This window comes from Paenibacillus sp. MER 180 (genome assembly GCF_023713665.1).
GTDB classification, from domain to species: Bacteria; Bacillota; Bacilli; order Paenibacillales; family Paenibacillaceae; genus Paenibacillus_B; species Paenibacillus_B suaedae.
In genome coordinates, this window is sequence record NZ_JAMAVT010000026.1 from 1 (window position 1) to 13471 (window position 13471).

11 protein-coding genes, 8 tRNA genes and 1 rRNA gene are annotated in these 13471 nt (G+C 46.5%); 19 read left to right on the forward strand and 1 reads right to left on the reverse strand.

What is annotated here, in order from left to right:
- From M3661_RS27070 to M3661_RS27125, 12 genes are all read left to right on the forward strand, one after another.
- A 23S ribosomal RNA gene (locus M3661_RS27070) occupies window positions 1-114 on the forward strand; the annotation flags it as partial.
- Window positions 115-226: 112 nt separating this feature from the next.
- A tRNA-Ser gene (locus M3661_RS27075) sits at window positions 227-315 on the forward strand.
- Between the two features lie 33 nt (window positions 316-348).
- Window positions 349-425, forward strand: a tRNA-Met gene (locus M3661_RS27080).
- A 23-nt stretch (window positions 426-448) separates the two neighbouring features.
- Window positions 449-524 (forward strand) — tRNA-Val (locus M3661_RS27085).
- Between the two features lie 6 nt (window positions 525-530).
- Window positions 531-606 (forward strand) — tRNA-Thr (locus M3661_RS27090).
- A 13-nt stretch (window positions 607-619) separates the two neighbouring features.
- Window positions 620-696, forward strand: a tRNA-Asp gene (locus M3661_RS27095).
- A gap of 53 nt (window positions 697-749) precedes the next feature.
- Window positions 750-825 (forward strand) — tRNA-Phe (locus tag M3661_RS27100).
- 9 nt (window positions 826-834) lie between these two features.
- A tRNA-Tyr gene (locus M3661_RS27105) sits at window positions 835-920 on the forward strand.
- A 5-nt stretch (window positions 921-925) separates the two neighbouring features.
- Window positions 926-1001 (forward strand) — tRNA-Lys (locus M3661_RS27110).
- 77 nt (window positions 1002-1078) lie between these two features.
- On the forward strand, window positions 1079-1276 hold the full coding sequence (locus tag M3661_RS27115; protein WP_142545123.1) for a hypothetical protein: 198 nt from the start codon (window positions 1079-1081) through the stop codon (window positions 1274-1276).
- A gap of 107 nt (window positions 1277-1383) precedes the next feature.
- Window positions 1384-2502, forward strand: coding sequence for a PucR family transcriptional regulator (locus tag M3661_RS27120; RefSeq protein ID WP_251490085.1), 1119 nt, complete (start codon window positions 1384-1386; stop codon window positions 2500-2502).
- A 112-nt stretch (window positions 2503-2614) separates the two neighbouring features.
- Complete coding sequence (locus tag M3661_RS27125; RefSeq protein ID WP_021252862.1) at window positions 2615-3736, forward strand: ABC transporter ATP-binding protein; 1122 nt, start codon at window positions 2615-2617, stop codon at window positions 3734-3736.
- A 174-nt stretch (window positions 3737-3910) separates the two neighbouring features.
- On the opposite strand, the gene M3661_RS27130 is transcribed toward M3661_RS27125, so the two are convergent.
- Entirely contained in the window at window positions 3911-5734 is a 1824-nt protein-coding gene (locus tag M3661_RS27130; RefSeq protein ID WP_083189301.1) for a fibronectin type III domain-containing protein, read from the reverse strand.
- A 378-nt stretch (window positions 5735-6112) separates the two neighbouring features.
- On the opposite strand from M3661_RS27130, the gene hprK reads away from it, so the two are divergent.
- The 7 genes from hprK (at window position 6113) to M3661_RS27165 (ending at window position 13354) form a co-directional block, all read left to right on the forward strand.
- Window positions 6113-7051, forward strand: a complete 939-nt coding sequence (hprK, locus tag M3661_RS27135; RefSeq protein WP_021252860.1) for an HPr(Ser) kinase/phosphatase — start codon at window positions 6113-6115, stop codon at window positions 7049-7051.
- 38 nt (window positions 7052-7089) lie between these two features.
- Entirely contained in the window at window positions 7090-8256 is a 1167-nt protein-coding gene (lgt, locus tag M3661_RS27140; RefSeq protein WP_251490027.1) for a prolipoprotein diacylglyceryl transferase, read from the forward strand.
- Window positions 8257-8265: 9 nt separating this feature from the next.
- Window positions 8266-8913 carry a pyrophosphatase PpaX gene (ppaX, locus tag M3661_RS27145; RefSeq protein ID WP_251490087.1) on the forward strand — a complete coding sequence of 216 codons (648 nt, stop codon included), beginning with the start codon at window positions 8266-8268 and terminating at the stop codon, window positions 8911-8913.
- 2 nt (window positions 8914-8915) lie between these two features.
- Window positions 8916-9425, forward strand: a complete 510-nt coding sequence (locus M3661_RS27150; RefSeq protein ID WP_251490029.1) for an acyltransferase — start codon at window positions 8916-8918, stop codon at window positions 9423-9425.
- 157 nt (window positions 9426-9582) lie between these two features.
- Window positions 9583-10812, forward strand: a complete 1230-nt coding sequence (locus tag M3661_RS27155) for a polysaccharide deacetylase family protein (protein ID WP_251490031.1) — start codon at window positions 9583-9585, stop codon at window positions 10810-10812.
- Between the two features lie 92 nt (window positions 10813-10904).
- Window positions 10905-12083 carry an acyltransferase gene (locus tag M3661_RS27160; RefSeq protein WP_251490034.1) on the forward strand — a complete coding sequence of 393 codons (1179 nt, stop codon included), beginning with the start codon at window positions 10905-10907 and terminating at the stop codon, window positions 12081-12083.
- An 89-nt stretch (window positions 12084-12172) separates the two neighbouring features.
- On the forward strand, window positions 12173-13354 hold the full coding sequence (locus tag M3661_RS27165; protein WP_251490036.1) for an acyltransferase: 1182 nt from the start codon (window positions 12173-12175) through the stop codon (window positions 13352-13354).
- Window positions 13355-13471: the final 117 nt, after the last annotated feature.

Sequence of the window (13471 nt, forward strand, 5' to 3'; positions counted from 1 at the left end):
ATGAGATTTCCCAATTAGTAAGACCCCTTGAAGACGACGAGGTAGATAGGTTGGAGGTGGAAGCACAGCAATGTGTGGAGCTGACCAATACTAATCGGTCGAGGGCTTATCCTATTGATTCAGAGCACGACACTTTCGCATTCAGTTTTCAAGGTTCAAACCTTGTAATTGTATCATGAATCGCGTATAATACGGTGGACAAGCGTATTGCGCACCTTAACGAATTGGAGAGATACCCAAGAGGCCGAAGGGGACGCTTTGCTAAAGCGTTAGGGTGTAACAGCCGCGAGGGTTCGAATCCCTCTCTCTCCGCCAGTTATATTCTGGTGATACAATTGATGATAATATGGCGGTGTAGCTCAGCTGGCTAGAGCGTACGGTTCATACCCGTGAGGTCGTGGGTTCGACTCCCTCCGCCGCTACCATATTACCTTTCTTACAACAACATGGACGCTTAGCTCAGCTGGGAGAGCATCTGCCTTACAAGCAGAGGGTCGGCGGTTCGATCCCGTCAGCGTCCACCATAATATGCCGGTGTAGCTCAGTTGGTAGAGCGGCTGACTTGTAATCAGTAGGTCGAGGGTTCGACTCCTTTCGCCGGCACCATTTTAACCATCCTGGAGCTGTGGTGTAGAGGCCTAACATGCCTGCCTGTCACGCAGGAGACCGCGGGTTCGAATCCCGTCAGCTCCGCCATTTTTATCTCAAGTAAAAGTGGAGGTCAACCCCCACTTTTTTTAATTGAATACGGCTTGGTAGCTCAGTCGGTAGAGCAAAGGACTGAAAATCCTTGTGTCGGCGGTTCGATTCCGTCCCAAGCCACCATTGCAAAATGGAGGATTAGCGAAGTGGCCAAACGCAGCAGACTGTAAATCTGTTCCCGTCCGGGTTCGGTGGTTCGAATCCATCATCCTCCACCATTTGCGAGCCATTAGCTCAGTTGGTAGAGCACCTGACTTTTAATCAGGGTGTCGAAGGTTCGAGTCCTTCATGGCTCACCAGTTTATTCAATCAATCTCAGCGGAAGCTGAGGTTTTTTTGTATGTTCACAACTATACCGAATGTAGGTGAAGACAGCATGAACAAGTGGATCATACGAGTGATTGTGTTTGTAGCAACTACGTTTATTGGCTTTGGTATTGCAAAATGTTTTGACGCAATCGGGAAGCCAAGGATAGCGGGTATTATTTATGCGTGCAGTATAGTGGCCGTGTTGGCTGCAGAAGAATGGATGAGAATGAAACAAAACAAACAGGCTGCTAAACAACGCATATAACACTCATCATACATAAGTACCGGACTGGGAGTAGCCAGTCCGGTTTTTTTGTATCTTGATATGGTACAATGGAAGTAATTTATGCTGGATGAAATGGGTTGAGAGCGATGATGGATAAGCAAGCATTACAACTGCAAATCGAGCGACTAACAGGTATGCGCTTAGAGTCGCAACACATATCAACGGCACAGTGGGAAGATTGGATATCAGCAGCTGTGGGAGTGAAGGATGGAACTCCATCTCCTCGTACGATGGTGAAGCATGATGAGGAATGGTATTTGTTATGGAAGCAAGGTAAGACAACCACCGAAGTCATGAAGCTGCAAGGGAAATCGCTATCGGGACAAGAGCTGCAATGGCTTGAATTAGTGCTGTTGATGCAGCATCAACCGAAATCGGGGATGGATACGGTTCATGTCACGGATGAGCAGCAGGCCTATCTAATCGGTCAATGGATCATCGAGCACATGCGAGATGGAGATACGGCCGCGGAAATTCCGGACTCCTTCTCATGGAAGACGAAAATGTTCACACAGACAGTGCCTTTCTTGCTTGTTGCGGAACATGCTCATCGAGATGGGCCAGGGTACAAGCATTTATATAAACTGCTCAAGTCTTATTTTGGCGGAGAATTGATCCTCCTTCCTTTATCGGATAAGGAGTGGCTGATCTTATGTCCCGAGCAACTGATTCAAGTTAGTGAGGCAGATGAGGATGTAGAAACGAAGGAGACGATGGAAGAGCAACTTACTTCTTTTTGTCTGGGACTGTATGAGCTGGTGGCCAGTGAATGGGTAGGTGACAGCCAGCTGTCCATTGGGTATCCTTTTGCACCGGTGAAGGGTATGCCGTCGGTCGTTAGCCAGCTGAGAGAAACGATGTACTTGGGGCGGACGTTCCATGTCACAGACAATATTCATCTTCCATGGGAGCTGCATCTAGAACGGCTTGTCAACAGTATACCAGATGCGGTTCGTAAGCAGTTTCTGCAGCGTGTCGTTACGAAGGCAGACAGCTTCAATGATGTAGAGACACTGTCTACGCTGGATACGTTCTTCCAGCATGACTGTAGTGTAAGCGAGACAGCCAAGCGTCTCTATATCCATCGTAATACGCTATTATACCGATTAGATAAGATTAAACATGAGACCGGGTTGGACGTTCGTCAATTTACGGATGCTGTGTTGGTAAAATTGATATTGCTATTGTACAAAGTAACAAAATAGGCCATTCATTTTTTGTGCAGTTTGTGTATGGTCATTTGTACAGGGTTCCGGTAAGATAAATGTATCGAAAGTAACCGATTACATTGTATCTAACTATAAGGGGGAAACGCACATGGCAGGCGTACGTTTAGAACATATTTACAAGAAGTATTCAGGTTCAGATAATCCAACAGTTAAGGATGTTAACCTGGACATTCAAGACAAAGAGTTCCTCGTATTGGTAGGCCCATCTGGTTGCGGTAAGTCGACAACACTGCGTATGATCGCAGGTCTTGAAGAAATCTCTGAAGGTAAATTGTTCATTGGCGACCGCCTTGTGAATGACGTTGCTCCTAAAGATCGCGATATCGCGATGGTATTCCAATCTTACGCGTTGTACCCGCATATGAACGTGTATCAGAACATGGCATTCGGTTTGAAACTGCGTAAGTTCAAAAAAGAAGATATCGACAAGCGCGTTCGTGAAGCAGCTCGCATCTTGGACATCGAGCACTTGCTTGATCGCAAGCCTAAGGCTTTGTCCGGTGGTCAGCGTCAGCGTGTTGCCTTGGGTCGTGCGATCGTTCGTGAACCACAAGTATTCTTGATGGACGAACCACTTTCCAACTTGGATGCAAAATTGCGCGGTCAAATGCGCGCGGAAATCTCCAAGCTTGCTAAGCGTTTGCAAACAACTGTTATCTACGTAACGCATGACCAAATCGAAGCGATGACGATGGGTGACCGTATCGTTGTTATGAAAGACGGTATCATTCAACAAGCAGCTTCCCCGGACGTATTGTACAATCATCCGGTTAACATGTTCGTTGCAGGATTCATCGGATCCCCTACAATGAACTTTATTACAGGTGTATTGTCTGAAGAAGGCGGCAACTTCCGCTTCAAGGCGACTGGCTTGGATGTAGCAGTTCCTGCAGGCCGTGCACAAATTTTGAAGGAAAAAGGATATGTAGGCAAAGAGGTTATTCTCGGCGTGCGTTCCGAAGATATCCATGAAGAGCCGGTATTCTTGGAAGCTTCCCCTAGCAGCATCTTCTCTGCAGCTATCGAAGTTACAGAGAACATGGGTCATGAAATGTTCTTGTACTTGACAGGTGTAGGCAAGGAAACGGTTATCGCTCGTGTAGACGGACGTTCTAACGCGAAAGAAGGCCAAAACGTGAAGCTTGCTATCGACATGAACAAAATCCACATTTTCGACAAAGATTCCGAGTTGAACTTGTTCGAAAGCTAATTGGATTCAATAAATAGAAGGCTGGCCCTGAGGGCCAGCCTTTTTTGCATGTTTTTGTTTCGCAATCTGTATGTTCAGTGAAGTATGGATGTTCGGATCGTGGAAGATTGAACCGCTTTTATTTTTGCTCAAAATCGAGGCCAGTTTTTTGAATGTCTTAGATCCATAGTCTTTCTATTGCTGCAAGCCATTCAATGTGGTGCGAACAGGCTGGGAGAAGTTGTTCCCACTTGCTTGATCCCAGTTGATGGACCAGGTCATGACTCCGCGGAAGTTACGATAGCCTGAGGATTTTATCAATTGATAGGTACCTCCGTATGCCGTTCCCTTGACGAGATATTGCAATGCCTTATCGATATTTGCAGGTGACGTATAACCGCCGCCTGCTGCAGCTGGAGCAGCTGGCAAGCCGATGGCGATTTGGTCTTCGCGCAATGCTGGGAATCGGTTGGATGCGTTGCCGTTGACCGGGAAGCCTTGCAGCAGCATTTCAGCCATAGCTACTTGGAAATCCGCTGTGCCCTGGCTATAGGAACGTCCATCCAGTGCGGTTATGGAGCCTGTATTGTAATGTTGAACATGAAGGATGTTCAAGCGATCATTAAACGCATAAATTACAGGCAGATAAGCTCCCCATGGGCCACCGTATGCAACCATGCCACCCTGTACATATGCAGTTTCTGGCGCCATAGTTAGCATGAAGTCTGAGGATTTTCCTTGTAGAATCGTCCGGATTGCGCTAATGAGATTAACAATCTTCGGTGTTGTTGGGTATTTAAAGTCGGTATCGGCACCAGTCAAGGCAAGCGAGCTTCCTTCCAAATCAATGTCGATTCCGTTGAATCCATATTCTTGAATGAGATCATTCATAGAGCGTACGAAACTATCTCTAGCTGTGGTAGAGGTGAGTTCGACGGTTCCATTTGCCCCACCAATCGAAATAAGCACTTTTTTGCCTTGGGATTGAAGTAAAGCGATATCAGCCTTGAATTGTTCCTTCGTTGCGTTGTAAGGAGTGAAGGCCATCGTTACTCGATCGCCGATTGGCTCAGCGAATGCAACCTGGATGATATCGTAGCGCGGAGATATATCCTTTAAGCGGATATTGGTCGATCCATTATCGAAGTTATGCCAGTAGCCGATTAATTGTTTTGAGCCGCTGCCAATCGGAACTTGAGGGGTATCAGCAGTAAGAATGTTGCTGTCCGCAGAACGATTGCCGGCAGCGTCGTAGGCACGAACGAGAATCGTGTAAGAGGTGGCTGCAGTGAGCCCAGTCAATGTGTAGGTCGTGTTGGATGTTGAAGCAGCGTTGGTTCCGTTAAGGAGAACATCATATCCGGCGACGCCAATATTGTCGGTCGATGCATTCCACGAGAGGGTTAAACTGGTTGGTGTAGCAGACAACAGTTGTAATCCTGTTGGGGCAGTTGGGGGTTCTGTATCCACAGGGGCCATATTCGTATGGACGGCCAGACTGTTGCTCGCTTCTGACCGGTTGCCAGCAGCGTCGAGGGCTTTGATACTGAATGAGTAGGCTGAGTCTGGGGTAAGTCCTTTGGCAGTGTACGATGTGGTATTCGTAGTGCCTGCCAGTTGTGAGCCATTATACACTTCGTAAGATACGACGCCCACATTATCCGTAGCTGGGTTCCAGGCTAATACGACTTCAGTAATGCCAATTGAAGATGCGCGCAGATTGGTTGGGGCTGTAGGAGGTGTCGTGTCAACAGGCTCATCTGCTGACAGCTTCCATAAAGCAGGGACATTCGGTGGTTCCCAGCCGGTTAGTGAAGTATGCGGCTGAATGCAAGCATAAGTCTTGCCGCTATAGGAGACGAGATCCCCGGTTTTGTAGGCGGTATTCGGTGACCATGGGGCTGCTGCCCCTAAGACAGTGGCAGGGAAGAGTGACAACAAGAGGATAAAGACGAGAGCAAGGGATGAAAATGATTTTGGAAGCGGATTCATTGACAGACGTAAGGAACTTCGTTTCATATGATTGCCTCCTTCGTTCAAATATAAGGTTATGGACGAATGGGTCTGACAAGGAAGTCGTCATAGGTGGATTTCGGATTCATCGTCCTGCTCGCTTAACCTATTTATCAGCCAGGTACGGGAATCGGGATAAATATCATACACCTCCTTATCGATAGGTAGTTTGGAATATTCGTGGAGATAGGGTGATTTTCCTGCATCCCTTCAACAAATATGGAAAAAATCGTGGAATATGCCAAGGTTGTGCTTGCGAAAGAAGGAACGTTGAAAAAAGCTAGTTTTTCCTATACGATGAATACAAAGAGATACGGCATTATTGGCATCATAACAGGACGTAATCGATTGTGAGCAATGCCGGAGACGAAGGAGTGAACGACGATGGCCAAAAAGGTAAAGGTCTCCGAAATGGTGGAACAGTTCCACCTGGAGGTGCTGGCTGGCGATACAGGCTTGAAGCGAACAATTACTGTTGATGATTTACATCGCCCAGGCCTCGAGATGGCCGGATATTTCGAATATCACCCGAAGGAACGAGTACAGCTTCTTGGTAAGACTGAGCTTGCCTTCTTCGAAATGCTCTCCCCCGAGACGAAGCGAGAGCGTATGCAATTGTTCTGCTCGGAAGAGATGCCTTGCATCATCGTAACAAGAGGACTCGAGGTTCCGCAGGAAATTCTCGACGTATGTCAGGAGCAGGGAGTGCCTCTGCTGCGCTCGCGCACCGCAACAACGATTCTATCGAGCCGCATTACGAGCTTCCTTGAGAAAAAGCTGGCACCAACGGCTACCATTCATGGTGTACTGGTCGATGTATACGGTGTTGGTATGCTAATTACTGGCGGCAGCGGGATTGGTAAGAGTGAGACTGCCTTAGAGCTGGTTAAACGCGGACATCGTCTAGTAGCGGATGACGCGGTAGAGATCCGTCAAACTTCTGACAATGTATTGCACGGTTCGGCACCAGAGCTGATCCGCCATCTGCTTGAAATTCGCGGTATCGGCATCATCAACGTGATGACGTTGTTCGGGGCAGGTGCTATTCGGAACAATAAGCGAATCAGCGTGGTCATCTCTCTAGAGAATTGGCAGCAAGATAAGCAATATGATCGTCTTGGCATTGATGAAGAGACAACGAGAATTATTGATACGGATGTCCCTCTCGTTACCGTACCGGTTCGCCCAGGTCGGAACTTGGCCGTTATTATTGAAGTAGCAGCCATGAACTATCGCCTCAAGCGTATGGGTTACAATGCGGCATTGCAGTTTACGAACAAGCTGACGGAAACGATTGCCGAAGATATGGACGATTTCGATTGATCATCAGTGTAGCCTAATATAATGAAGGAGTGTAGAGCATGGCAACGATGCTGCTAGACCCGATAGCCATTCAGCTCGGACCATTGAAAGTGCATTGGTACGGGATTATTCTTGGTACCGCTGCACTGGTTGGGCTGCTGCTTGCGATTCGGGAAGGGAAGAGATTTGGCATATCCCAAGATTTCTTTATGGATTTGGTATTGTTCGGTGTACCCTCCGCATTGATCGGGGCACGCGCGTATTATGTCGCGTTCAAGTGGGATGAATATAAGGATAATTGGGTAGATGTCTTTAAAATATGGAACGGGGGCATTGCCATCTACGGTGCTCTCATAGGTGCAGTCATCTGCGCGCTCATCTATGTCCGTAAGAAAGGATATACTTTTTGGCGGATTGCAGATATTTGTGCACCAGGACTTCTCATCGGACAAGCGATTGGACGGTGGGGGAACTATGTGAATCAAGAAGCATATGGAGGGCCGGTTGAGGAATCATTTTTGCGCAATAGCTTGCACCTCCCTGATTTTATTGTGAATCAAATGAACGTCCAAGGCACATTCCATCACCCAACCTTTCTGTATGAGTCTCTGTGGAGCTTCATAGGAGTGTTGCTATTATTCGGCTTGCGACGTCTGCGCAGTGTTCGCAGTGGTGAAGTATTCATCAGCTACCTTATCTGGTATTCCATCGGCCGATTCTTTATCGAAGGCCTTCGCACGGATAGCTTGGCTTACCAAGGTTCAGACTGGGTAGTGTCGCTTATTGATGGATTGTGGTCGCCAATGACGGTCGTATTCGAGCCAGGCTTCCTTGATCCTGCGTATGGAAATGTACGTATCTCGCAGCTGCTTGCGATCTTCTTGATTGTAGCCGGTGTAATTACGATTATTATTCGTCGTATGACTGGTGCCGCGCGAGTTCCTTATCATGCGCCGATTGTGTCAACCCTTGGTACGGAGGCTGCTGCTGGTAGCACGGAAAAAGCGGTGACTACACAGGTGGATAAGGCCGAAGAGAATGTACATGAGACAGGGGCATCTGCGGAAGAGCATTCAGACAATGCACAATCGGAAACTGTGAAAACCGAAACTGCACAAACCGAAACTGAACAAACCGAAGCTGTGCAGGAATCATCAGACATTGATGATGCGAATGAAGCGAAAGATAATCAACAAAAAGATCATAACGAGAGCAAGAAGGAGTAATTAATGAAAATGATACGAACGGTACTGTTTGACTTAGACGGCACGATTATCGATACGAACGAGCTGATTATCGAGACATTTCTCCACGTTCTGCGGGACAAGACGCCGTCACCGTTCACTCGTGAACATATTATCCCGAGTATGGGATTAACGCTTGAAGAGCAGCTTCGAATTTTTACAGGGCAGGATCAGGTGGATGAACTGGTAGCAGCATATCGTAAATACAATTTAGCACGCCATGATGAGCTTGTTCGTGAGTTTCCTTATGTGAAGGGAGTGATGGCGGACTTGCATGCATCAGGCATTCAGCTTGGTGTCGTGACGACAAAAATGCGGGCGACAACAGAGCGGGCGCTGCGTATGTTCGGACTCATTGATTACTTAAGCACGATTGTTACTGTACAAGATGTCAATCATCCGAAGCCGCATCCTGAACCGGTGCTGCGAGCCGTTGAAGCACTGCAGGCAAATCCTGCACAGACGATTATGGTTGGTGATAGTCCGGCTGATATTCTATCTGCGAACGCTGCCGGCGTAATATCATGCGGCGTAGCTTGGTCGCTGAAGGGAGAAGCTGTCCTTCGCCAATACGAGCCACGCCATATTATTCATGACATGCGGGATCTGTACGCATTGGTCGGATTGGAGCGGAAATAGAAGTGAGAGATGTGGAGCGGCATCCTGTCGAAGGGTCGAACAGTCTATGGCAGATCTACCGAACCGTCAGTCCTTGGAAGGGAATGTGGAATTTCATTTGCATTCAACTTGCACGATACAGCCCCTCCTTGCGTATGAAATTGTGGATTTATCGCAAGCTGCTGCGCATGAAAGTAGGTGAATGCACGGCCTTCGGTTTAATGGCGATGGTGGATGTCTTTTTCCCTGAACGAATCGAGATTGGGGATAATACGATAATCGGCTATAATTCCACGATCTTGGCACATGAGTATTTGACACACGAATATCGGCTTGGAACGGTTCGGATTGGCAGTCATGTGATGATTGGAGCTAATAGTACGATCTTGCCGGGTGTCACGATTGGGGATCACGCTGTTGTCGCGGCGGGAACGGTCGTGCACAAAGACGTATTGCCTGGTCAAATGGTTGGCGGCAATCCCATGCGGGTTATTCGTGATGCAGCTCCCATGATAGAAGCATCCTCACAATAGAAGGATAAGCTGAGAAGTGGTAGGAAAGGGGTTCCCCACCTGCCACTTTTTTTGGTATTTACAAACAATTTGAATACGGAAACAAAAATGACAACACTTGCGAAGTATGTTAGATTAAAATAAATGTAATGTTACTGGAAGAAGAGGGAAGTTCGACATGCGAAAGAAACGCACTGTAGGTGTCATATTGCTCATAGCTCTTCTAAGCAGCACGTTGTTCTTGAATACGGATGGGGTACAGGCGCTATCACATCGTATTGTATGGGACGGGTACAACGGTTCGGAAGAGCAGGCATTGTTAATGGGGAATGAATGGTATGTCCCAGCCGACGCCCTGAAGAAAGCCTTCGGCATTCAAGTGCGTACGACAGACAAGCAATTAGACCTGGCACCAACAAATAATCTGGACTCACAATGGGTGTATACACCAGTACATTATCGTGATGAAGTAGTGACACTGATGTACCACAATGTTCAGAAGAATCCGGATAACGTCACATTTATTTCACCGAATCAGTTGGAAGAGCAGATTCAGGCTTTACTCCATAATAACTATCATTTCATTTCCATGGATCAGTATATGAACTTTATGCTTCATGGGGGGGCGGTTCCACCGAATGCGGTCTTGATGACCTTCGACGATGGGTACGAATCTTTCTATACAGAAGTGTACCCGATCATGCAGAAGTACCATATACCTGCGACGAACTTCGTCATTGTCTCTACGATTGACAATCGCAAGAGTGCCGGACGACCGAAGCTGACATGGGAACAGATGCGTGAGATGAAGAGAAATGGAATGAGCTTCTTCAGCCATACGTACAATTCGCATGTATATACGGTGGTTAATGAGCAGGGTTCCTTGAGACCGATGTTGTCCAAGCCAGAATATTTGAAGAAGCTGCATCGCAAGGAGACACGCACGGAATTTACAGCGAAGGTTAAAAAGGATCTTAAGCGAGCTGAAGATCGCTTAAAGCAGATGCTTGGCAATACGTATAGTGTGGTTGCTTTCCCGTACGGGGCGTATAACAAGGATGTATTGGAAGTGTGCAAGCAGCTAGGTATTCATGTTACCTTCACGGTAAAGCCAGGTATCAATCAACGGACGACAACAAATGGATTCCGTATAAATGCAGGCAATCAGAAAATTCGAACATCAGAATTATTAGAACGCATGGGGAACAAGGGGAAAAATGTGCAGCTTGGGCGTGCAAAGACTTCCTATACAGTAAGTTGGGATCAAGCACCCATATATTCCGAGCTTACGCCGGTTAAAAAAAAGGACATTTGGTACCTGTCACTGCACCAGCTTCATCAACTGTTCGGTATAAAATACGAAATTGACGACGTTCAACAAATTGTGAGGTTGTTTCCCGGGAAATAACCTCGAACGTTGTCTTACGATAAACTTATTATTTGCCGAGTACCGCTTAGATTCGACACCCTTGATTCCTCGGTATGGGGAGAATAGATGACATGAGCAATAAGTCGAGCATTTCATCTTTATCGATATATAGAGCTATCGCGATGATGGCAGTTCTGTGCATCCATGCAACATCTCAGACGATTAAGGCGACACAGACAACCGATTCATTTGTTGTCTATAATTTTTTAAATGTGTTCAGCAAATTTGCTGTTCCTGCTTTTTTGCTGCTGACAAGCTTCGTCATGTTTTATAATTATTGTGACAAAGGATTAACTTCATGGATCTCCTTAAAGGAATTCTACACTAAACGATTAAAACTAATTCTTCTTCCTTATGTAATCTGTTCTACTTGCTATTTTTTGTTGAATCATTGGCTTGCCTATCGCAGTCGTGGTCTGGGAGATACTTTACAGGCCTATGTTGTCAGCTTAATTAAAGGAACAGCATACACACACCTATACTATGTCATTATTCTAATTCAGTTTTATTTGATATTTCCGGTTATATTGTACTTCTTTCGCTCCGTAAAATCAGCGATATGGGCCATTCCTATTGGCTTTGCCCTACATTGGGGCTTTGTCATTTGGAACAAGCTAGACCTGCATATTGTATACAAGGGGAGCCTGCTTGTGTCCTACTCGATCTATGTCATGGTAGGGGCGTTCATCGGTGTGTATTGGAACCGCATACAAGGTTGGTTCAATGCACTAACTCCTGAAGGCAGCAGACGTGATCGCTGGATTACAGCGCTGGTGTGGCTCGTGTGGATTGCGGCTTCACTCGGCCATGTCCAGCTATGGTATGCAACTTATAAATATGGTATGCGCTTCAATACGTTATGGTATGAGGCAGCTTGGAATGCTCACGCTTTGCTGTCGTGCGTCGTACTCATTCAATTATCTCAATACATTGAACGCAGATTTCCTGAGAGATTCGTGAAGTTAATTACTAGATTCGGAGATGTCTCATTCGGCATTTATCTGATTCATCCCGTGATCTTATATCTCTATCGCAAGATTCCGCTAGGAGGCGGAGACTCGATTAGTTATGCGCTGTATATCGGGGGAGGGTTCTTGTGTGCGTTCCTTCTATCTTGGGCTATTGTAGAATTATGCCATCGCTATATTCCGTTCAGTTGGATGTTCTTTGGGGCGGTTCCGAAAAAAAGAAGCGGGAGTGTGCAGAGGCAGAACCAACCAACACAGACGACAGTGCATCCTCCCAATTAGGTTATCACAATACACGCAAAGGCAAAGGTCTATCCTCATGAAGTTGGATCGTATAACGAACCCCACAAAGTGAATGGAGGGATGCAATAGTGGCACGGAAAGAACGGATTTCGACTCTTTCTATCGTGCGCGCACTTGCCATGCTTGGTGTTATCAGTGTTCATGCAACTTCGGAAACCGCAGCGATGATGAAGACATCAAGCTTATTTTACGGGTATACCTTTTTCAACATCTTTTTCAAGTACGGTACACCAACATTTATTTTACTTAGCAGCTTGGTGCTCTTCTATAACTATGGTGGTGGAGATAAGTTGCAGCCTCAGGCGCTGGGGAAGTTCTATAAGAATCGATTTCGCTATGTATTCATACCTTATCTAATCTGCTCAGTCTTCTATTTTATGCTTGTGCAGGTAACTTGGTATCCAGATCGTTCGTGGAGTGAAGCAGTGCCTGTGTTCGTTACGAAGCTATTAACAGGAACTGCTTATACGCACTTGTATTTTGTGTTTATTAGTATACAGTTCTACTTATTGTTCCCGTTGCTGCTAATGCTATTTCGCTCCCGGCGAGTTGTCGCTTGGGCCATCCCACTCGGCTTGGTCTTGCAATGGGGGTATGTATTATGGAACAAATATGGCGTGCAAATTCCGGCAAAAGGGAGTATTTCGCTGTCATACATAAGCTTTTATTTTGCAGGTGCTTACTTAGGAATTAACTTTCATAAAGTACGCCCTTGGCTTGATTCTTGGGGACGAGTCTGCTCGGTACGCTATAAGCTGATAACAGGTTCAATCTGGTTGTTATGGCTTGGATTCGCGCTGCTGCATGTGCAGATATGGTATTGGACACGCTCCACGGGCAAAGAGATGAACTCACTTATTTATGAACTGCTCTGGAACGGACATACGTTGTTATCTGCAATTGTACTCATCCAACTTGCCTTCTATCTGGAACGCCGTCTACCAGAGCTCGGAAGAAGACTACTGTCTCAGCTTGGGGATCTATCCTTCGGCATTTACCTCATTCATCCCGCGTTCCTTGCCCTGTATCGACAGTTTCCGTGGCATAAGGGGAGCGCATCGTTATATCCAATATTCATCTTTATTGGTTATGTGTTCGCCCTCGGGATGTCATGGATCATCGTGTATGGGGCACTTCGATTTATACCGGGCGCTTCATTTGGATTAGGGGCCTCGCCACGCGATTGGATGCAGAATCGAAAGAATCCAGCTGCAGCAGTTGAAATGATTAGGAGCACGAATGCTTCTTAACGTCACCGGAAGAGCAGAAAATGTATACATCTTCTACACTCAAGGAACACCCTGTATTCTTGCAGATTGCAAGAATACAGGGTGTTCCTTTTCTTTTATGGAGGAAGCTCGGGCTAA

What these genes read in the sequence shown, in the direction of transcription:
- M3661_RS27130 (WP_083189301.1), bottom strand. Translation starts at nt 5,734, where the DNA reads ATGAAACGAAGTTCCTTACGTCTGTCAATGAATCCGCTTCCAAAATCA.
- lgt (WP_251490027.1), top strand. Translation starts at nt 7,090, where the DNA reads ATGGCAACGATGCTGCTAGACCCGATAGCCATTCAGCTCGGACCATTG.
- M3661_RS27120 (WP_251490085.1), top strand. Translation starts at nt 1,384, where the DNA reads ATGATGGATAAGCAAGCATTACAACTGCAAATCGAGCGACTAACAGGT.
- M3661_RS27125 (WP_021252862.1), top strand. Translation starts at nt 2,615, where the DNA reads ATGGCAGGCGTACGTTTAGAACATATTTACAAGAAGTATTCAGGTTCA.
- hprK (WP_021252860.1), top strand. Translation starts at nt 6,113, where the DNA reads ATGGCCAAAAAGGTAAAGGTCTCCGAAATGGTGGAACAGTTCCACCTG.
- M3661_RS27160 (WP_251490034.1), top strand. Translation starts at nt 10,905, where the DNA reads ATGAGCAATAAGTCGAGCATTTCATCTTTATCGATATATAGAGCTATC.
- ppaX (WP_251490087.1), top strand. Translation starts at nt 8,266, where the DNA reads ATGATACGAACGGTACTGTTTGACTTAGACGGCACGATTATCGATACG.
- M3661_RS27155 (WP_251490031.1), top strand. Translation starts at nt 9,583, where the DNA reads ATGCGAAAGAAACGCACTGTAGGTGTCATATTGCTCATAGCTCTTCTA.
- M3661_RS27115 (WP_142545123.1), top strand. Translation starts at nt 1,079, where the DNA reads ATGAACAAGTGGATCATACGAGTGATTGTGTTTGTAGCAACTACGTTT.